The organism is Ekhidna sp. (assembly GCF_965247405.1).
Lineage (GTDB): Bacteria > Bacteroidota > Bacteroidia > Cytophagales > Cyclobacteriaceae > Ekhidna.
Map to the genome: position 1 here is coordinate 315,335 of NZ_OZ252014.1, position 20,769 is coordinate 336,103.

Below are 20,769 nucleotides of genomic sequence, written 5' to 3' on the forward strand. Positions count from 1 at the left end.
TGAAAAGTTCATTCTTCCCATCCAAACGATTAAATGACCTCTAGTGTAGTTAAAATGCAACGGAGTATCGTCGAAATAATTAACTTGAAATCATACTAAAACCTATAGATATGAAGAAGACATTACTGTTTATTCTAATGCTGAGTTTCTTCACTTTTGACGGAGAATCTCAAAGAAGAAAAAAGAACTCATCCAGTACCCCTACTTATGATAACACGCTTTACAACGGCATGGAGTGGCGTAATATTGGTCCTTTCAGAGGCGGACGATCTGCTGCAGTTACCGGAGTGCCTGGAGAACCCACCCTATTCTACATGGGCTCAACTGGTGGTGGTGTATGGCGCACCAAAGATGGAGGCCAGACCTGGGAAAACATCTCTGATGGTTTTTTCGGTGGTTCCATAGGATCTGTTGCGGTAAGTGAATGGGACAATAACGTGATTTATGTTGGTGGAGGAGAAAAAACGGTTCGAGGAAACGTTTCTTCAGGCTGGGGCATGTGGAAATCCGTAGATGCCGGAACCACCTGGCAGGAAATAGGATTGAAAAATGCCAGGCACATCGCTCGAATCAGAGTTCATCCTAAAAATCCAGATCTAGTCTACGCAGCAGTAATGGGCGACTTGTATAAGTCAACCACAGAAAGAGGCGTTTATCGAAGTAAAGATGGTGGACAAACTTGGGAACGCATCCTTTTTGCCAATGCAGATGCCGGGGCAGTGGATCTTACTTTTGATCCTAATAACCCTCGCATTCTATATGCCTCAACATGGAGAATCAGGCGTACACCTTATAGCCTGGAAAGCGGTGGTAATGGATCAGGTCTATGGAAAAGTACAGATGGAGGAGATACCTGGACAAACATCTCAAAAAACGAAGGATTACCAGGCGGTATCTGGGGTATCTCAGGAGTAACTGTCTCGCCTGTAAACTCAGACAGAGTCTGGGCCATTATAGAAAATGAGAACGGCGGAGTTTATCGTTCAGATGATGCAGGAAAAACCTGGCGATTGATCAATAAAGAAAGAAAACTTAGACAAAGAGCGTGGTATTACACACGTATCTATGCAGATACGCAGGATGAGGATATCGTATACGTATTGAATGTTCGATATCACAAGTCAACGGATGGAGGTAAAACGTATGAAACAAACAATGCTCCCCATGGAGACCACCATGATCTGTGGATCGCCCCGGAAAACAACCAGCGAATGATAATTGGTGACGATGGTGGTGCACAGGTTTCTTTTGATGCTGGTGAAAACTGGTCAACCTATTACAATCAGCCGACCGCACAATTTTATCGGGTAACGACCGATGACTCTTTCCCTTACCGGATCTATGGTGCTCAGCAGGATAATTCCACCGTGAGAATCGATCACAGAACAAATGGAAGATTTATCGATGAGGGCGATTGGGAATCAACAGCTGGAGGTGAGAGTGCACACATTGCCCCGGATCCTGAAAACAACAATATTATTTACGGAGGAAGCTACGATGGTTTTTTAACCCGTGTAGACCATGAAAATCAACAAGTAAGAGCTGTCAATGTATGGCCGGACAACCCGATGGGACATGGAGCAGAAGGTTTTAAGTATCGCTTCCAGTGGAATTTTCCGATCTTCTTTTCTCCTCACAATCCGAACAAGCTTTATACAGCTTCGAACCAACTACATGTAACAACCAATGAGGGTCAAACGTGGGAGGTGATCAGCCCGGATCTGACTAGAAATGACCCAAGTAAGCTTGGCCCATCAGGTGGTCCGATTACAAAGGATAATACCAGTGTAGAGTACTACTGCACCATCTTCGCTGCAACTGAATCCTATCACGAAGAGGGAGTCATTTGGACTGGTTCCGATGACGGCCTGGTACATGTGACCAGAGATGGCGGTGAAAACTGGACAAACGTGACGCCATCAGGAATGCCGGAGTGGACGATGATCAACAGTGTGGAAATTGATCCATTCAATAAAGGTGGTTTGTATATTGCCGGGACCCGATACAAGTTAGGTGATTATGCTCCGCACATGTATAAAACCGAAGATTACGGTCAGACATGGAAAAAAATCACAAATGGTATTCCTGCTGAGCATTTCACCAGGGTTGTAAGAGCAGACCCTAACCAAAAAGGATTGCTATATGCTGGAACAGAGGCGGGTATGTATGTGTCGTTCAATGATGGTGCCAGCTGGCAGCCGTTCCAGATGAATCTGCCGATTGTTCCGATAACGGATTTGGCGATTAAAGACAATAACCTGATTGCTGCCACACAAGGAAGAAGTTTTTGGTTGATCGATGACTTGACTCCACTTCATCAATTGAATGAAGCGAATGGCAAATCATATTTTTTGTATCAGCCAATGGATACCTGGAGAATGGGTGGTGGAAATGGACGTACGTCGAAAACAGCAGGCACGAATCATCCGGGTGGTGTATTGGTTAACTACTTTGTAAAAGACACAGCCAGTACCGACACCCTTTCAATCAGTTTCCATGAAACCGATGGTGATCTAATTAAAACATTTAGTACGCATCCTGATAAGGAAGAAAATGAAAGCAAGCTGGAAGTGAAGCCGGGCTTCAATACCATCAATTGGGATCTACGATATGAGGGTGCTGAAACCTTTGACGGTATGATCATGTGGTGGGCTACCACGCAGGGTCCGATGGCTGCACCGGGAAACTACAAAGTGAAAATGACGGTGAATGGAAACGAAACGATCAAAGATTTCGCCTTAAAAGCTGATCCAAGAAGCGAGTCAACACAAGCAGATTACCAGGCACAGTTTGATTTTCTCATGAAGGTAAGAGACAAACTTACTGAAACACATGAGGCAATCATTGACATTCGAAAAGCCAAAGTGCAGATCAACGATGTGATGAAGAAAGCTGAAAACGATAGTATATCAAAACTTGGCAAGGATATCATTAAAGAAATGTCTGAAATTGAAAAAGCACTTTATCAGACGAAAAACGAGAGTGGTCAGGATCCTTTGAACTTCCCTATTCGACTGAATAACAAACTGGGGCACCTGGGCTCACTGATGGGTATGGGCAATTATCGTCCGACGGACTCAGCTTTGGAATTCTTTGATGAGGTAACGGCTCTCATAGATGTGCAATTGGATATGTTGAAAGAGATATTCGATACTCGAATTGATGAATTTAATCAAGCAGTGAAAGAAGCAGAGGTAGATGCTGTCAAACTGGATGATTAGACTTCTTTAACCACAGCGGGCACGAGGTACTTTAGATGAACCCTGACAGGTTTCAGAAACCTGTCAGGGTTTTTTGTTAATCCATTTGAGCAATCCATTCACGAATAAGTTCCACCCCCTCCTCATGAGTCATCTTTCTGCCGAGTTCAGGCATCATCTCCCCGGGCTCTAATGATTCTATGCGATGAACCAGGATCGACTGATCGGGGTTCCCCGGCACGATGCTGTACTTCAGTCCACCAGAACCCCTACCAGCTGCCACTGGTGGCTTGTTTACCCCCAACCGATAAGGATCGGTTTGTGAGGCTAATAGATAGAGTCCAGAATTCTTGGCCGGACCTTCTCTCCTATGGCAATGTGCGCAATTCACCTCCAACCAGGCACGGGCACGCAGATCGAGGGACGCTCCGTCATCTAAGTAATCAACAAGTTTTGGTGCAGAGGCTTCTTCATCTATTTCCAGCCACCCTTTATCCTTCCATATTGTGAGCTGACTGTCCCTATTGAGCTGGCGGGCTGATGGACCAATGGGAACCATTTTCCCATTTAAATCATGACAACTCTTGCATTGTGGCTGGGATGGAATAGCATAATTGATGCGCTGTAATTCACCATGTTTATCCGTCCATTCCACAGGAACTTTCTTACCCAAAATCAAACGCTTTGCATCAGTTTGCTCCTCATTCCATTCATAGACAATGCCATGCCATCCTTTTGGTTCATGAATAAGCAATCGCGTTTCCAAAATTCTTTGCTCACCTTCCGGCTTTCGAAAATCAGTAGGATAATAAAAGTTTTTGATTAGCGTCGTTCCAACAGGAAATTCAAACACTTCACTTTCATGATAGCTGATCTTCTTTCCTTCGGGTAGTTTAACAAACCGGGCTTTATATGCATAATCAGAAAAGAGCGGAGAATTGATTTCGTAAGGAAATGTTCTTTCTCCCTTCGGCATTAGTTCTTTTAGAGGAGATTCAAATAAGTCCAATTCACTCAACAACTTAGGATAATCAATTACCTCTTCCACTCCCAGGCTAACTTCCTCTAAAATGATAGGTTTTTTCTTCTCCGGGGCAGCACAGGAAACAATAATCAACAGAATCAAAAAACAAGCTCTCATGGAAAAATAGGTGCGATTGATCCGGTTCCACATGCGTACAGACTCCAATCGGTGGTACGTCCTTCAAACTCATTCGCCGCATCGATATTAGCGAAAGTAAAATCTCCATTATTTTCAAGACACAGGACAAACTCATCATTTTCAGGCATAATGCCATCCATCGCAAAATCCGGAAGGTTGAAAGTAAAATACCTTAGAAAGAGTAACCCAAAGTCACTTTCAAAGGTTGGGAACCAATGCTTATTCTTAAACTCATTGTCATGGAAGTAAATGTTATTTGGATAAGGATCATACGCCTCATCCACCTGATTATTGGCACTATCCAACTGTGAGCCCTCTTCCGCCCCGAGCGCTTCCACAAGCACATAACTTGCTAATGCTGTTCCTACTGTGCGATTATGGTGTATCCGATTGTTAAACACCTCAATTTTCCGGGTTGCCATCATCATAATCCCTGTTCCCGGTGGCACCACAGCCACCACATTACCTTCCGGGGCAAAATTCTCATGATTGTTGCTGATCACATCATTATCAAATACCCGAGTGGTATGTCCACTCTGAGTTAGTCCGGGGAGATCGAAAATGAGGATACCACCTGTGTTGTCATGTGCATGGTTTCCGTAGATTTCCACCCATCGACTATTTTCACTCTCAATGCCTGCTACATTGTGATACACTTCATTGTTTCTGATGATCACACTATCCGATTGCCCTACGTAGATTCCTGCATCTGATGAACCGATCGCCAGGCAGTTCTCGACAACCACATTCTTGCATAATACCGGGTAAAAAGCATAAGCCCCATTTTCCTCACTTGGCTCTCCAGTCCACTGCGACTTCACATTTGTGAACCGAATGCCATTCGTATCAGTGATTTTAATGTTATCTCCCGAAGCATCCTGCACGGTAAAGTCCTGAAAAGTCAGGTTGGTGCAGTTAGCCGCTCGTATACCTTCCGCCCCACCTTCTTGCAGTTCAAATGACAGAATGGTCTGGTCTCTTCCCGCTCCCCGGACGACCACATCAGAAAGGCCATCCAGTATTAGCGGATTCTTAAACATGTAGTTACCTGCCGGGATATTGATCGTATCTCCGTTCTGAGCTTGAATTAAAAGCGTTTGTAGATCCGCTTCGATAGATTTCCAAGCAATCGGTGCTTCTTCCTTTTGGCCACATGCGACTGCTAAAGCCAAAACAATAATTAGTACGTACTTCATAGCTAAGTTGTATCTAATCAAATTTAATGGTTTCTTGTGTACGATTTATCATTCAAGGAGAACAACATTTCTGAAATTTTGAGAGCTACCATCTTCCTATTCACCCTATTTATATCCACTCTGATCTATGCACAAACGATAGGCACTCGGTGGTTCAGCCAGAGGACAACTAATGGGATAACCATTCAAAATAGTTATCCAAAAGGTGGACGATATAATGGGAACGTAGAGAACAAATTTAATTGCAGCTATCTGGTGTTTTTCACCCGAGTCATTAATGGAACCGATAGCACATTAGAACTTAATATCAACTTTTCTTCAGATTCGATTGCCATACCAAATTCGCCTGGCACTTTCATGCAGCTGCTTCTTCCGTCAGAAATAATGACTTTGGAAAAACAAAGCTTGTTTAGCTATGGCATAACAGAGCTAGCGTCTTTGGACAAACCAACAAGTTTAAAGAGAAGTATAAAACCTCAAGAGGATTGCCTATTCTATGTAGTAGCATTCTTTTATCAAACTGAAAATGGCGAGTGGAGCCAGGAACGAGGTGGTAATCGAGCTGAACTTGTTTTAGAGGGACAGAATCTTTTATATAGAATGCACCCACAAGTTCCTTCCCTATCCTGTGGTCATCTTGTTTTTGAATAGAAAAACGCACCTACAAAGATGGAGCACAGTTGAGTATCCCATTTCAATGAGCCAAGCTCACTAACCACTCAATAACTACTTTTGCCAAAACGATTTCAATGGAAAAGGTACAAGTAGAAATATTACCTGGGGTAGGTTTAGGTAAGCTCAAATTTGGAATGAGCCGGGAGGAAATAAAAACTATGCTTGGTGAACCAGACCATCAGGAGGTCACGCACTATGGAGATGATGAAAGCGACAAAAGCGATGCATGGGAGTATCATCCACTCCGCCTCGATTTAAGCTTCGAAGAAGCTGAAGATTGGCGTCTTACCATCATCTCAGTTTCTTCGGAAGATTATCTGTTCAAGGGGAGCTCACTGATCGGCCTTAATCAGGAGGAGCTCATGGAGGAGCTGGAACTGCAGGGTGTAAGCGACCTGGAGATCGAAGACTTGTCCTCTGAAGATCACCCAGAGCAACTGCTTATCTCATCACAATCATTGGGTATAAACTTCTGGCTGCATAAAGATATCCTTGAAGAAATTCAATGGGGGCCACTTTTTGAAGATGAGCACACCATTCGCTGGCCTGAATAATTCTCAACTACGTAAAAAACGTATTCTACTAATTACGAATATCGCGCTAACCAGACGTAAATGGTAAACCTAGTTTTGGATTATCTAAAACTTTAAACCATTAAAATGAAAACGTCTAGAATGAAATCCTTCTTTAAGGGAGGTATCGTTACAGCAGCTTTAGCATCATTGATATTTTCCTGCTCGCAGGAGGGTGAGGAAGTTTCCCAAAGAAATTTCACAATCAGTAATGATAAAGCCGAGCTGAACACACGAATGACCACCATGAATCAAACAGTGAATGTTAACACTGTGCCAGGTGGTCGGGCAAAAAAAGATTTTGAACTGGTGCTGAAAGGTGAACTTGATCCACCTTCATTTGAAGAAAATAAACTTCAGGCTACATCCATTTCAAGAAAAGGTGAACTCTTTGCCGTCAGCTATAACTTCAAAGGAGAAATGTATGCTGGAGCTATTGATCTATTGACAGAAGATCTGGAAGTTACCTCACAGGTGATTTTTAGTGACGCTGATATCAATGATTTAACTTTTTCAGGCAGTAATTTATATTTTGTCGGGTCTACCTCGGCTTTTTCTATTCCTGCCTTTATTGTGAAAATCGGATTTAATCAGGGTAAAGGAACTTTTAAATCAGATGGCATACTCTTGGAATCTCTAGGCAGCTATGCAGCCAACAGTGTAGTGGAAATCGATGGAGACATCTACGCTACCTCAGGCAACCTTGCTTCTCAGGGCGGAGGGCTTTATCAGTTCAGCAAATCGCTGGCAAAGAAAGCATACCAACCTATTGAAGATGCGAAATGGGTTACTTCTGATGGCAAATCGATGGTTTGTGTAGCGGGTGCGCCAAACAAATTGTACACATTTGATAAAGATGATTTGAAAGCCGACGATGATTTCGATCATGAGAGCCAGCCACTACCGGAAGCAAAAATGACCGTGGATGTTGATAAGAACCTGGTATTTATTGCCGGAGGTGAAAATGGCGTGTTGGTTTATGATCTGGATGGAAACCTGGAAGGACATATCACCTTCTCAGACAATTCAATCACAAATGCTGTATCTGCCGAAAAGAATCGGTTGTTTATCAGTAATGGTGAAGGTGGCGTGTATGTAGCTTCCTATAAAAAGGGCATTGAGATCATCGGTAAACTTGATCTCGACACCAAAGAATCTGTCAACCACATCCTTGTTCATGACGACTATCTTTATGTAGCCTCAGGGCTTGGAGGTGTAAAAATGATCGAGATAAAGGACTAAGCCTGCTCATCGAAAGATTTATTAGTAAACCGATTACCTAGGTAATCGGTTTACGTGTTTTAGTTTCAGAAAAACCGTTATTCAGTTGTAGAAATCTAAGCGTACCAACGATATTTGCGCCGCACACTCAAACAGGTTTATGTATAATGTTGTAGTGATCGGCGGAGGTATCGTTGGACTGGCTTCCGCGCTGAAAATCAAAGAAAAGAACCCGAACTATAAAGTAGCGGTCATTGAAAAAGAGCGTACCATTGCTCAGCATCAGACGGGCCACAACAGTGGAGTCATCCACTCCGGACTGTATTACAAACCGGGCAGCTATAAAGCCAAAAACTGTGTAGACGGTTACAATATGCTCATCGACTTCTGCAACGAAGAAGAGATTCCATATGAGCTATGCGGAAAGATTGTGGTCGCTACCCGGGAATCTCAGCTAGATGCACTAAACACACTACACGAACGTGGGGAAGCCAACGGCCTAAGAGGAATAAAGAAACTGCGAGCAGAGGAGCTGAAGGAATACGAACCACATGTGGCTGGTGTGAGTGGCCTCTACGTACCACAGACAGGTATCATCGACTACAAGTTGGTTGCAGAAAAATACGCTGAAAAATTTAAGCACTTTGGAGGAGAAATCTTCTCATCCAACAAGCTGGTTTCATTTAAAGAAGATCGTGGGTTCATTCACGTGCACACTGAAAACGAACGATTAACTACCCGGGTAGTTGTGAACTGTTCCGGTTTGTATACCGACAAGATTGCTAAACTCACCGGAGCTAAGATCGACTTTAAGATCGTGCCTTTCAGAGGTGAATACTACAAGATCAAACCAGAAAAAGAGCACCTGGTAAAGAACCTGATCTACCCCGTTCCCGATCCTAGCTTTCCCTTCTTGGGTGTACACTTTACCCGTCATATAAACGGAGGTATTGAGGCAGGTCCCAATGCGGTACTTGCTTTTGCACGTGAGGGCTATAAGAAGAGCCAGATCAATATGAAAGAGCTATTGGGTACGCTTTTCTATCCAGGATTTATGCGGGTGGCTGCCAAATACTGGAAGACCGGATTTGGAGAAATGTATCGATCATATTCGAAGGGGGCATTTGCCAGAGCACTACAAGAGTTGATCCCCGAAATACAAAAGAAAGATTTAAAAAAAGGTGGAGCGGGTGTACGTGCACAAGCTTGTGACCGGAAAGGTGGCCTGATCGATGACTTTCTGGTGGTAGAGCACGACAAGTTCATCAATGTAGGAAATGCCCCCTCTCCTGCGGCTACTTCCTCCCTCGCCATTGGCGACCGTGTAGCAGAAATGGCCATCGAGCGACTAAAGTGATTACCATCAGAGCAGCAACTGTTGATGATTTAGATGAGATCATTGATCTCTTCGAATCCACGGTGAAAGCGGTGAACAATAAGGACTACTCTCCTGAACAAATAGCCGTCTGGACTCAAGCTAAAGACCGAAACATCTGGGCTGAGAAAGTGGAAAACCAACATTTTTATCTGGCTTTAATTGATGATCAGGTAGTCGGCTTTTCTTCGATTGACAATACCGGTTACGTGGACTTCATGTATGTACACAAGGACTTTCAGGGGCGTGGTATTGCTAAAGCTTTACTTGATCAGGTTGAGCAAAAAGCCCGGGAGCTGCAACTTGCACGGATTCATTCTTCTGTAAGCATCACTGCTCAACCCTTCTTCAAATCCCGTGGATTTGAAGCATACGACAAGGAGCACAAAAACCTGAAAGGCATTGCATTCACCAATGCATTGATGGAAAAGATTCTCTAATAACCCCAACCCTTATTCCCTTGGGAAGTGGACCGAAAAAGTAGGCTGGGACCTAGGAATCTATAGATAAGGAAGAATGAATGACCCTGCTTATCTTTAAGATATGCAATTCAATCTGCCTACATCCATCGAAATACTGGATCGAACCCCATTAGTATTAAAAACATTGCTTCAAAATCTTCCCGAAGATTGGACAACTCCCAACGAAGGTCCTGACACATGGAGTCCGTATGACGTGGTAGGACACCTTATACAGGGAGAAAAGAAAGACTGGATTCCACGAGCTAAGATCATCTTAACTCATGGTGAAAGTGTGCCCTTCACCCCTTTTGATCGGTTCGCACAATTTGAGGAGAGCAAAGGCAAAACACTGAACCAACTACTGGAAGAATTTGAGCGCTTGCGTGCTGAGAATATAACCGCACTCAAAAGTCTCAACATCTCCTCTGAAGATCTAATGAAAACCGGGATGCATCCGGGATTAGGTCAGGTAACACTCGAAAACCTTTTGGCATCCTGGGTAGTTCATGATTTTGGACACATAAACCAAATATCGAGAGTAATGGCCAAGCAATACATCAATGAAGTAGGTCCCTGGACGGAATATATGGGTGTACTGAAATAACTGATTTTGAATAAAAAAGAAAAGCTTTCAATCCCCTCCCTGGAGGGGTTGGGGCGGGTGTTAAAGAGTTTTTCTTTATAAAACAATAGTCGTTTTGGCGACCTTATTTATTTCTTGAAAATCAATCTCGACCTATTAATCGTTTATTGAGTATGAAAAATCTAATAGTACTTCTAACCATTACCTTTTCCTTCCTGTCTTGTGCGCAGCAGCAGAAAGAAAAGCCAAAGAATACGAATCTTCCTTTTGAGAAGATTGAGAAACCCGAATCGGAATGGAAAGCCCAGCTCAGTGAGATGGAATATTACGTATTACGTCAAAAGGGTACAGAGCGAGCCTTTACCAGCGAATTAAATAATGTAAAAGAAGAAGGCACCTTCGTTTGTGCAGCCTGCTCCCTCCCACTCTTTGCATCCGAAACGAAATTCAAATCCGGTACCGGATGGCCTTCTTTTTATGAGCCGATAGAGGATGTGAATGTAGCCGAAGAAGAAGATCGTGCTTACGGGATGATCCGCACTGAAGTATTATGTGCTCGTTGTGACGGACACCTGGGCCATGTCTTCCCTGATGGCCCCAAACCAACAGGTCTGAGGTATTGCATCAATGGCGCTGCTTTGAAGTTTGAGAAAAGTGGAAATTGAGAGATTGCTCTCAATTTCAAGAATTATTCTGATACTGAAATTCGCCGCTATACGACCCGACGGCATTTCCAACTGGTGTGCCGGTCTCCCATTCAGTAATTACCAAATCAAAATCGATGGTATAATTGGTTTCAGAACCAGTAAGAGTGATTGTGCCTCCGGTAATTTCATATTCTGCTCCATCTAAATCTCCATTTGGAGCTAAGCCATCATCATCTAACTCAAGTTCGCCTCTGGTGAAAAACGACTTTCCTGATATATCTGCTGCAGATGCCCCATCCAAATCGATGAAGTTAAACGTGCCTTCTTGAAAAGAAGTCACTCCATCAGAATATAGGTTGAGGTAAATAACAATGGACACCCCATCATCACCTCCGAAATAAAGATCTCCCTCATCCAAATATTTTTCAAAGTCAGCATCCGATATACCCATAACATAGTTAAAGTGGGTCGCTGTTCCTCCTCCTTCGAAAGGGTCCACAGCACCATAGTCCTCTATAAAACCGTCCACAGCCGTGTACGTCTGCCCATCGAAAGTGAACGTGCCTCCGGCCGTATTCCCTCCATCATCATCTCCACAGGAAAAGATTAGAAACCCAAAAAGCAGGAAGGTTGATTTAATTGTTTTCATTCTGTTAGCTATTGGTGAATTCTAAAGTTAGATAATAAAACTAAAATATCAGTTACCTACAATCGCCTCAATAAACCACTCATCCACTTAACTCTGTAATTTCAATCAAAACCATTGACGACTTTAGAGGGATTGTTAAACGACTATCCAATAAATGTCAGGTCAATATTCCTAGTACCCGGGCTTTCTGATACGCTTCTGTTGAGTTTTCCACTTCTAGCTTGCGGATGATATTACGACGATGCGTATCCACCGTATGCTTTGAGATAAACAAGGTATCAGCAGCTTGCTGACTAGAAAGTCCTTTGCCAACCAGGCTCAATACGGTTAATTCCTGCGTACTTAATGGACAATTCATCCCAAGAGACTTTTCAACAACTTTTGTAATCCTCTTCTGATTTGGTCCGTTGTACCTCCAGGTATATTTGCCCAATGGTACCAGATCCGTAACATCCCTGTATTGTTCCAATACATAAATAATATGCTTGTTACTATCTGCAATCAAAGGAGTTGAGGTCTTCAGAATCATCAAGCCATTGCAAAGCATGTAGACTTGAGACACACTATCCTTTCCCAATTCAAACATACCCTCATTGGCTAAAGTCGCTTGCATAAACTGGTAGACCTGAGGCTGGTGATCTTCATGAATTAAATGCAATATGTCAACTGCAGTCTTGGGATGAAACCCTGGTATTTTAAACACCTTATCAAAGGAATTCTTAGCCATCGTTAACTCAAAGGTTTGAGCATCGAGAATGTGATACGCTTCATTTGGATTTCCTTCAAACTTCTTCGCGTATTCTTCAAGGTTAACCTCTTCATAAAATCCCTTAAAAGCGCGATCTCTTTGCCAATCAATCTGAGAATCAAGTGTTATAACTTCCTTTGAATTACTCATTTACAGAATAAATATACTCAATCATGAGTATTGTCTCAGTGCGCCAAAATCGAAACATTTGTAATGGTCGGTATTGAATTCGCTCTGACTATGCATCAAACAGATATACAACAGGAAATAGCCCGTGATTTTGTCTTTATCAAATCAGCAACTCGATTTGAAAAGGTAAAATTGGCAGATATAGAATTCATACAAGCCGATGGTAGCTACACACGATTCGTTACTGCTACTAAGGAATACAAACTTTCAAAAAACTTGACTTGCATCATTTCCCAAATCAAAAACCCATCATTTCTACGCATTCATAGATCTTTCGTCATTAACCTTGACAATGTTACCGGACTTAATAATGATCATGTTTTCATAAGAGAAAAAAATCTCCCTATCAGTCGTAGTTTCAAAGAAGATGTCAATCGAATTTTAAACAAGCTCTCCTAGCGTCCTTTTACGGAACTTCGAGAAGAAAATATCACCTCATTGATAAACCGCTCTGCTCTTCTCTCAATGTATGAGTATTTGTCACCAGATATGGTAAAACCAACATGTCCGCCATGCCTGGGAAACTCGCCATACAAAAACGGATGTTTTTGAATCATCGCTTCCGGGTAGCAGTCAGATCCTAATAAGGGATCATTTTTGGCGTTTAGTACAAACACTGGACGATCAATATCTTCAACATAATTTATGCATGAAGCTTTATGGTAAAACTCCTCCAGATCGGCATAACCAAATGCTTTGATACTTACTTGCTCATTTAGCTCATCGAAGGTTTTAATCTTTTCAAAATCAACCTCTCTCAGCAATAGATGGTCAGCTTTTTTAGCCCGGTACTGTTCCTTCAAGCCCTTTAAAAACTGTTTAGCGTAAAGCCCATTTAATTGTTTCTCCGCCTGAATGGTCGTGTCCTTCAAACTAAACGAGACAGAAACTGCAAAGCCTCCTAATACACGATCAGCTCTCTTCTTCTCTCCAAAGTATTTAACCGTCTGGCAGCCATTCATTGAAAGTCCCAGCAAAAAGATCTGTTCATACCCTTGGGTAAGTCCGTGATTCACCACAGCTGATAAGTCCTCGGTTTCACCATGATGATACAACCTGGGTAGCCGATTTGGTTCACCGCTGCATCCCCTGCTATTCCAGGCCAGGATGTCCCATGATTTTTCGGAAAAGAATTTTGCTGGTCTTTTGACATAATGCCGTTCCGAATTTCCCATGGCCCCATGACCAATGATCATGAGTCGTTTGTGTCCGTTCTTTATCCAATCTAAGTCCAGGAAATCTCCATCGTTTAACTCCAAACGCTCTCTTTCGTAAGAAACATCTGGTACTTTATTAAATATAGACGGTATGATGGTCTCCATATGTTCATTGAAGAGGTACCAGGGCTTGCTTGAGTAAGACGAAGGGTGAACAAGAGGCATATTCAATATTAATGATTCACACGCATTTGATGCGGTTCCATTCACAGAAAAATCGTTTTCTCCCCATTAAGCTATCTTTATTGTGTGTATCACCTGTTTTTAATCTTATCTCTATGGATTAATTCTGATCCAAGCATAGAAGTGAAAATTGCCTCAGGTAACACTGAGAAGCTACCACGGAACTGGACGGCCTATGCTGATGTCAATGAGGTGCAGGTGGGTCAATCTTACTGGGCCAGTGTTCGGACAGGACCGCTGAGTACTCCGCACACACTTCAGGGAGGAAACTGGTACATGCAAAACATCCATTTCTATGATGATGAACTCAGGCTCCTTCATGTCGGAAATGCGGTGGAGATTGATTCATCATCAATAGATCAAACACTGTTTCTTTACTACCCATTTCATGATGAAAAAGACCCTGATTTCTTTAGTATTACCCTTCTACCCACTAATGATTTTTTGACAAATAAGTATTCAAAAAATCTCTTTCAAAGTGTGTTTAATGCCATCCTGTTATTTGTTTTACTTGTTTGCTGCTTTTTTATCTTCAGTAGTGCCCAAAGTATTTACATCAATTACATCCTTTACATTTCATCCATCCTGATATTCTTTTCCTATCAGTATGGCTTGCTAGGTTCGCTACTCCCTTTTGTGCAGAATATCCCCCCCACCTGGATGTGGATATTGTCTGCTTCGATCTCCTTCACATATGTGCTTTTTTCAAGGTCTTTTTTAGACATGAAAAAAGCTGATCCTTTCAATTATAAGGTCAGTACTATTGGGCTCATTTTTATCACCATGATTGTGCTCACCGAGTCTGTCTCACGTTTTTTCGCTTATGATATCCTTCACCAGGTCTGGTATAAAGTCATTATCCTGACCATAGAATTTGGCTTAATGATCGTGTTCGTCTATCGCATCGCCACCATGAAAACAATCATAAGCAACATTTTTTTAATTGGAGCATTTATCCTGGTGTTGTCCTCCCTTACCGGGCAAATCGCCTCTACCTTCAAGGTGGCTTATGAAACGAATCTATTTGTCCAAATTGGACTGCTTCTTGACGTGTTTATTTTATCTATCGGTATCGCTGTAAGGGTAGCATTGATTCAAAAGGAAAAGCAGGAAGCACAGCATGATCTCATTGAGCAGCTAAAGGTGAATGAGAAGTTACAGCAAGACTACCTGAAAAAGCTGGAAGATGAAGTCATGCAGCGAACAGCCGATTTAAACCATCGAAATAAAGAGAATGAAACACTGCTTAAAGAGGTGCACCACCGGGTGAAAAACAACCTTCAGATGATTACCAGTTTGCTAAACATGCAGCAAAGACGACTGAAAGAGGAGTCTGCTAAGAAAGCGCTGAGGCTTACCAAAAATCGTGTCAAGTCCATTGGCCTTATCCATGAGCATTTATATAAGCATGATGATTTCTCAAGAATTAATTTGGAAGCATATGTAGAAGAGCTGGCTTTCATTCTAATTGATTCGCTCTATCGTGGCTCCAGAAAGATAGCTACGACTATTCAGGTTCAAAATCTAAAAGTGGATATCGACATAGCCATTCCGGTCGGAATCATTCTAAACGAATTGATAACAAATAGTATTAAATATGCATTTCAATCTAATCCAAATCCGACACTGGAAATCAGACTGTTTGAAATGGATGAAGAATTAATCTTGGATGTCACAGACAATGGCCTGGGATTTAACCAATTGTTAGATAATCATGGATTTGGAAATACGATCATTAGTGCGCTCCTGGAAAATCATGAAGGAATGCTTGAATACCCGAAAGTTGAAACCGGTTTTTGCGCACGTGTAAAGCTTAAACATGTCAAAACAGATAGTAAATCGGCAAAAATCAGCTCTCTGATGTAACTTAGTTAGATTCAACTCACCTACCATACCTATGGATGTCAAAGTACTCATTGTCGAGGATAACCCAATCACCTCTCAGGATCTTAAAGAGATCATTGAGGAAAATGGCATGATCGTTACGGATGTTGTAAAAACTAAACAAGAAGCGATTACCTCCTTTCAATCTAACAAACCAGATATTTTACTGGTCGACATTAACTTAAAAGGCGGAGATGATGGCGTAGATCTGGTAACTCATTTTGATCAGGCACAAATGATACCAGTGATATTTTTAACTGCTAATTCTGATAAACAAACGGTTGAGCGGGCACTAAAGACAAACCCCTCCTCCTACCTGACTAAACCTTATGATGATCGTGATGTGATCATTGCCATTGAATTGGCATTTAAGCAGCACCGACAATCAACGATCAATTCAGACTTAAATAATCGTCCTTCTTTTATCTTCCTAAAGTCCGGTAGCCGATTCGAGAAGGTCAACATTGAGAATATCCAATACCTGCAGGCAGACGGAAGCTATACCAAATTCATTACGGCAGACAAGGAGTACACGCTCTCTGATAACCTGAACAATACCACGAACAAAATCCGTAATCCTTCTTTTCTTCGGATCCATCGATCCTATGTAGTCAACATTGAAAGCGTGACAGGACTGGACAATGACTATGTGTTTATCGGAGAGAAAAACCTACCCATCAGTCGAAGCTTCAAAGAGGACGTCAACCGCATCCTGCACAAGCTTTCATAACAAAAACACCCCAACAACTGGTCGGGGTGCTTGTTTTTGGTCTTTACTCTACTAGCAGCCAGGGTCATTCTCACAGCCTGGAAACTCACCATTATCTGGAATTCCATCCCCATCAGAGTCTTGAGAGACATTACCCTCAAAAGTATTGGTTGGATTATCAATCAATGGATTGTACTTGGCTAATTTGACATGCGTACCCTTTCCAGTACTACTGCTCACCATATTATAATCAAAGCGATATCCGTTATGAGGGTGGGATTGTGTATCACTCCCACTTCCAAAAACCACATTCGCCGCATCCGCTCCAATGTATGCAGAAGATCCTCCATTAGTAATGGTGCTATGTTCAATTCTGTATGTACCCAGTAGCTCTATTCCTTTCCATGAACCGGAAGTGCCGGTTTCACCATCAAGTATGACAGGATTTGCTGCGGTTCCAAGTAGTTGAAGCTTAGTTGAAACGCTTAACCCTTTGTCCATTTTGAACTTCAGACTTGCACCGGCCTTAACTTCAATCTGACCGGAAACTGCATTTATATTGTCTGAAATAAGATAAGAAGCATCTTCACCCAGATCGGGAATGACAACATTATGGTTTAAAATATTCCCTCCCCTGAGCTCCACAGGCAAGTTGGAACCCCAACTATGCCCACCCACACCAATCACAGTCGATACTGGAGAATTAATACCTAAACTAATATCATAAAGCTCATTGTCATCAAATGTGCAATTTCGTATGGTACCCACCATATTATTTGGACAAAAGACACCATATCCCTGACTTTCACTAACGATTGAACCACTGATTTCAATATTTTCTAAACTACCCAAATAGATTGCTGCTGGCTCAACCGAAGAAAAGCTTCCAGTATTATGAACAGAACTGCCAGCACCTACAATGGTCGAGTTCCTTATCGTTACATTTTGTGTTGCCGCAACCCCTTTCCAATTGGAATCATTCAATCCTTTCAGTGTAGCATTATTTATTGTGAGAGAAGCAGAAGAAACTAACCCTTTATCCTCCGGAAAATAGATCGTAGCATTATGTAAAAGTACTTTTGAGCCCGCAGTAAATCCATCATTTATGTAAAACACCCAGTTCTGGAATTGGAAATCTTCATCAGGACTGAGTGCCTCTGTTACCCCTGCACCAGCGGTCTCCACTTCGATATACTCATAATTCTGTAATGAGAAGTTATTGACTCGCTTGAGAAGACTGATCGGAAGCTTTGCGGCTACCCGATATCCATTAATAAAGACATATCCTGACTGACTGGTATTATCAGCGGTCTCATGGTATAGAACTCCTAATTCCAAATCACTTCCATATCCCAATACCTGGATGTCTCCACTCAGTATTCCGCCGTTCATAGCCGTAATAGCAGCAGCCTCTGTTTGACCATCATGAGGGGCATTCCCAGCGTGATAGATATACATTGTTCCATTAGCATTCTGCAATTCTCCTCCATCTATTAATATTCCTTTCCACTTCTGATCTGAAGTGCTTAGTTGAATAAAAGAAGAACTTTCAACCTTAAAACTTCCTTTAATGATGATTCCAGCATTTTCGTTAATTGCAACAGTCACCGCACTACTGCCAGCATTTACCTGAAGTGTTTTTCCATCAGGAATGGTTAGATCTTCATTAATGATATAATCGAATTCTTCGTCTCCCAAGTCTTTCAGTTCCACAACTTCTTCACTTCCAGTAAAAAAGGTATCATCAAGGACGATTGCACCTGAAACGGTTACCTGTGCATGTGTTTCACTAAACTGACCTCCATAGGTTGTGCGAAGAGTAAATGAATAAAATCCGGTTTTATCGGGAGTAAAAGTAACAATAGCCTCAGAAGTGCTGGATAGATTTATATTTTCAGATCCATTATATATCCATTCGTAGCGAAAGCCTTCAGGTCCTGTAGATTGTGATCCATCAAGAGTAACTTCAGACAGAGGTGAGACGGTTTGATCCGAATTAGTCACAATAGCCTCTAATCTATTAGAAGGTCCGGGATCTGATCCGTCATCGCTACATGAGAGTAGAAACAATGTAAGGATGAGAAAAAGCTTAGTTAAAATGTTCTTGCTGTAATAAATAAATGTTTTCATAGTAGTAAAATTTTTTGATAGTGAACTAGTTTCAAAACAACTCTCCCGAAGAACTTCGGGAGAGTGCTCTTAGGCAACCAATCTCTAAAGCTGAATGCAGCCCAAGAAGTATCAGTTGTGGATGATGATTAGGCGATCTGTTTTAATTTGGAATCTTGATTGACTGGATACTCAGATTTCCTTTGAGGGCTGCACCGTATTGCGCCATAAACCCCTTCTTATCTCCAGTATCTTCAGGAATGAAATCATAGATAATTACCTCCCCATCTTTATTGGATTTAATAACCCGAATGTTTCCTGATTTAGAACGGTAATCAAACGGATCATGAGAGCCTCGAAGTAAGAATTCATTTTCTACATCTGAGCCAGTCGCTTTACTCGCCTTTTTAGTTAGTTTTCCCAGGCCTCCAAGCTTACCCATCATTTGATTTTGCAATTCCTGGATAACCTTTAATTCTGTGTTCGTGAACTCTACTGAAGCAGTATCCAGACTGGTCGAATTTAGTCGTGTGAAATACAACAATTCCTTGGCCTGAGGCTCATATTTTACGACACTCACGATGTATTTCTCACCTGATTTTTCTGTAGTAAACCGATATGGGAAATATCCATTGTTGTTGAGGATATTGGCAAGGTTTAATCCCTTTCGCTGACCTACGTAAGGCTGATCCTCTTTATCGTCGGTATCCTTTATGATCGTAATACTGGTTGCCTCATCCAGCTTCCTTATCCCCTTGAATGCACCGGAAGCATCAAAGTCCATTAAGGCAATATCGGAGACAGTGACAGCAATCTCCTTCTCGCCACTTCCACCACCCATGATGCTGCTGGCCTTCCCAGCAATGGCTAACGCACTTTTTGATTTCTTACCAGCTAGCGCTGCATCCCCTCTTCGGTAATTCTCTCCAATGAGTGTAAATGACCCATCATCGTTAATGGTTACATCCTGCATTAGGGTTTTCGTCTTACCTCCCCAAAGCGCTTCGGTAGATCCATCTGCTAAGTCATCTTTAACCTCTTTCCAATCTGTAAATGAAAAGCCCGGGGTTCCATTTTTATCAATGATTGCAGCAAAAAACCCATCGGAATTGGCACTCTTCGTCCTGTTGCCATTGAAGTACATGCCTCCTGTAACGATTGAACCGTCCTTTCCGGGTTTTATGAATGTTGCATATCCAGATGCATCTGAAGCCGGATCCTTGAGTTGTACTTTGAAGTTTTCCGTTCCGGTATTTACATCATACCCTGCAATGTGATATTCAAAATAATCTGAAAGATCAGGTGTAATAAATTCAAGCACAAAAACCTGATTCTCATCCACATGATAGTCTACCGGGTAGAGTTTCTTTTTATCCGGAATTTGCTCGGTTGAAAATTTCTCATTGAGGTTTCCATCAAATCGGCTTACGCTGTAACCGACCTTCTTCTCTTTGATGTAATTGATGACAATGAAGTCACCCTCACCTACTGCAGAGATAGATGCAGGTTTTTCAAGCAATCTTCTGTTTACTTTCTCTAGTTTCTTTGAGGCAACTTCGTTTCCCTCCTGATCTACGATGGTAAATTGACGCGTACGGTAATCCTTGCTGCCAGCAATGAACATAAACTTTCCATTGTTATAGGCCATATCCTCGATGCTCTCTCCTTTTCCAAGCGGAACAACAAAGTCATTGGTTACTGAAAGATTATTGTCTAAGATGTACAGATGCACCTGAGGACCGGCTTTCTTGCCCTGACCTGCAGATTCAACAAATCTTACATAGTATCCATTGTCATCAAGTTTATTGATCCCCTTAAATCCACCTTTTGTAACACCTTGCAGTGTGGTGGACTGAGAAAAACAAATGAGACTGGCTAAGAAGGTTGCTGCAAAAAAATTGAAGCGCAGCAGATTAAGTGAATTTTTCATGATTATAGCTTTAGAGTTAATAAAAAATTATACTCCAAATTGACTGAATCACTTAATTA

General features: G+C 42.0%; 18 protein-coding genes. 11 read left to right on the plus strand and 7 right to left on the minus strand.

Features of this window, described 5'->3' with window-relative positions:
- Window positions 1-110: 110 nt before the first annotated feature.
- On the plus strand, window positions 111-3,221 hold the full coding sequence (locus tag ACP14Y_RS01245; RefSeq protein WP_424961154.1) for a WD40/YVTN/BNR-like repeat-containing protein: 3,111 nt from the start codon (window positions 111-113) through the stop codon (window positions 3,219-3,221).
- Window positions 3,222-3,297: 76 nt separating this feature from the next.
- Here ACP14Y_RS01245 and ACP14Y_RS01250 read toward each other — a convergent pair whose 3' ends face one another.
- Window positions 3,298-4,341, minus strand: a complete 1,044-nt coding sequence (locus tag ACP14Y_RS01250) for an SO2930 family diheme c-type cytochrome (protein WP_424961155.1) — start codon at window positions 4,339-4,341, stop codon at window positions 3,298-3,300.
- The gene (locus ACP14Y_RS01255) at window positions 4,338-5,558 is read right to left on the minus strand and encodes a parallel beta-helix domain-containing protein (protein ID WP_424961156.1); all 1,221 of its coding nucleotides are present in this window, start codon (window positions 5,556-5,558) and stop codon (window positions 4,338-4,340) included. Before ACP14Y_RS01255 ends, ACP14Y_RS01250 begins: the two co-directional genes overlap by 4 nt.
- Before the next feature lie 36 nt (window positions 5,559-5,594).
- Between ACP14Y_RS01255 and ACP14Y_RS01260 the strand changes: the two genes are divergently transcribed.
- The 7 genes from ACP14Y_RS01260 to msrB all read left to right on the plus strand — a co-directional run bounded on the left by ACP14Y_RS01260 (window position 5,595) and on the right by msrB (window position 11,110).
- On the plus strand, window positions 5,595-6,209 hold the full coding sequence (locus ACP14Y_RS01260; RefSeq protein ID WP_424961157.1) for a hypothetical protein: 615 nt from the start codon (window positions 5,595-5,597) through the stop codon (window positions 6,207-6,209).
- Between the two features lie 98 nt (window positions 6,210-6,307).
- Window positions 6,308-6,787 carry a hypothetical protein gene (locus ACP14Y_RS01265; RefSeq protein WP_424961158.1) on the plus strand — a complete coding sequence of 160 codons (480 nt, stop codon included), beginning with the start codon at window positions 6,308-6,310 and terminating at the stop codon, window positions 6,785-6,787.
- A 105-nt stretch (window positions 6,788-6,892) separates the two neighbouring features.
- A complete protein-coding gene (locus ACP14Y_RS01270) occupies window positions 6,893-8,047 on the plus strand; it encodes a hypothetical protein (RefSeq protein ID WP_424961159.1) in 1,155 nt (384 codons plus the stop codon).
- Window positions 8,048-8,186: 139 nt separating this feature from the next.
- Window positions 8,187-9,383, plus strand: coding sequence for an L-2-hydroxyglutarate oxidase (gene lhgO / locus ACP14Y_RS01275; RefSeq protein WP_424961160.1), 1,197 nt, complete (start codon window positions 8,187-8,189; stop codon window positions 9,381-9,383).
- On the plus strand, window positions 9,380-9,841 hold the full coding sequence (locus ACP14Y_RS01280; RefSeq protein ID WP_424961161.1) for a GNAT family N-acetyltransferase: 462 nt from the start codon (window positions 9,380-9,382) through the stop codon (window positions 9,839-9,841). Before lhgO ends, ACP14Y_RS01280 begins: the two co-directional genes overlap by 4 nt.
- A gap of 103 nt (window positions 9,842-9,944) precedes the next feature.
- A complete protein-coding gene (locus tag ACP14Y_RS01285; RefSeq protein WP_424961162.1) occupies window positions 9,945-10,466 on the plus strand; it encodes a DinB family protein in 522 nt (173 codons plus the stop codon).
- Window positions 10,467-10,618: 152 nt separating this feature from the next.
- The gene (gene msrB / locus ACP14Y_RS01290) at window positions 10,619-11,110 is read left to right on the plus strand and encodes a peptide-methionine (R)-S-oxide reductase MsrB (RefSeq protein WP_424961163.1); all 492 of its coding nucleotides are present in this window, start codon (window positions 10,619-10,621) and stop codon (window positions 11,108-11,110) included.
- Between the two features lie 16 nt (window positions 11,111-11,126).
- Here the strand turns inward: msrB and ACP14Y_RS01295 are convergent, their stop codons facing one another.
- Both ACP14Y_RS01295 and ACP14Y_RS01300 read right to left on the minus strand, forming a co-directional pair.
- The gene (locus ACP14Y_RS01295) at window positions 11,127-11,741 is read right to left on the minus strand and encodes a hypothetical protein (RefSeq protein WP_424961164.1); all 615 of its coding nucleotides are present in this window, start codon (window positions 11,739-11,741) and stop codon (window positions 11,127-11,129) included.
- A 157-nt stretch (window positions 11,742-11,898) separates the two neighbouring features.
- A complete protein-coding gene (locus ACP14Y_RS01300; protein WP_424961165.1) occupies window positions 11,899-12,639 on the minus strand; it encodes a response regulator transcription factor in 741 nt (246 codons plus the stop codon).
- Window positions 12,640-12,729: 90 nt separating this feature from the next.
- On the opposite strand from ACP14Y_RS01300, the gene ACP14Y_RS01305 reads away from it, so the two are divergent.
- Window positions 12,730-13,077: a LytR/AlgR family response regulator transcription factor gene (locus ACP14Y_RS01305; RefSeq protein ID WP_424961166.1), complete on the plus strand. Its 348-nt coding sequence runs from the start codon at window positions 12,730-12,732 to the stop codon at window positions 13,075-13,077.
- On the opposite strand, the gene ACP14Y_RS01310 is transcribed toward ACP14Y_RS01305, so the two are convergent.
- Window positions 13,074-14,105 carry a YheT family hydrolase gene (locus ACP14Y_RS01310; RefSeq protein ID WP_424961167.1) on the minus strand — a complete coding sequence of 344 codons (1,032 nt, stop codon included), beginning with the start codon at window positions 14,103-14,105 and terminating at the stop codon, window positions 13,074-13,076. The genes ACP14Y_RS01305 and ACP14Y_RS01310 overlap by 4 nt on opposite strands.
- Window positions 14,106-14,144: 39 nt before the next feature.
- Here ACP14Y_RS01310 and ACP14Y_RS01315 point away from each other — a divergent pair, with 39 nt between their 5' ends.
- Window positions 14,145-15,944 carry a sensor histidine kinase gene (locus ACP14Y_RS01315; protein ID WP_424961168.1) on the plus strand — a complete coding sequence of 600 codons (1,800 nt, stop codon included), beginning with the start codon at window positions 14,145-14,147 and terminating at the stop codon, window positions 15,942-15,944.
- A 31-nt stretch (window positions 15,945-15,975) separates the two neighbouring features.
- On the plus strand, window positions 15,976-16,692 hold the full coding sequence (locus tag ACP14Y_RS01320; protein ID WP_424961169.1) for a LytR/AlgR family response regulator transcription factor: 717 nt from the start codon (window positions 15,976-15,978) through the stop codon (window positions 16,690-16,692).
- Between the two features lie 51 nt (window positions 16,693-16,743).
- On the opposite strand, the gene ACP14Y_RS01325 is transcribed toward ACP14Y_RS01320, so the two are convergent.
- Together ACP14Y_RS01325 and ACP14Y_RS01330 are read right to left on the minus strand one after the other, a co-directional pair.
- Window positions 16,744-18,801: a PKD domain-containing protein gene (locus tag ACP14Y_RS01325; RefSeq protein WP_424961170.1), complete on the minus strand. Its 2,058-nt coding sequence runs from the start codon at window positions 18,799-18,801 to the stop codon at window positions 16,744-16,746.
- Window positions 18,802-18,943: 142 nt separating this feature from the next.
- On the minus strand, window positions 18,944-20,710 hold the full coding sequence (locus ACP14Y_RS01330; protein WP_424961171.1) for a DUF6770 family protein: 1,767 nt from the start codon (window positions 20,708-20,710) through the stop codon (window positions 18,944-18,946).
- Between the last annotated feature and the right edge of the window lie 59 nt (window positions 20,711-20,769).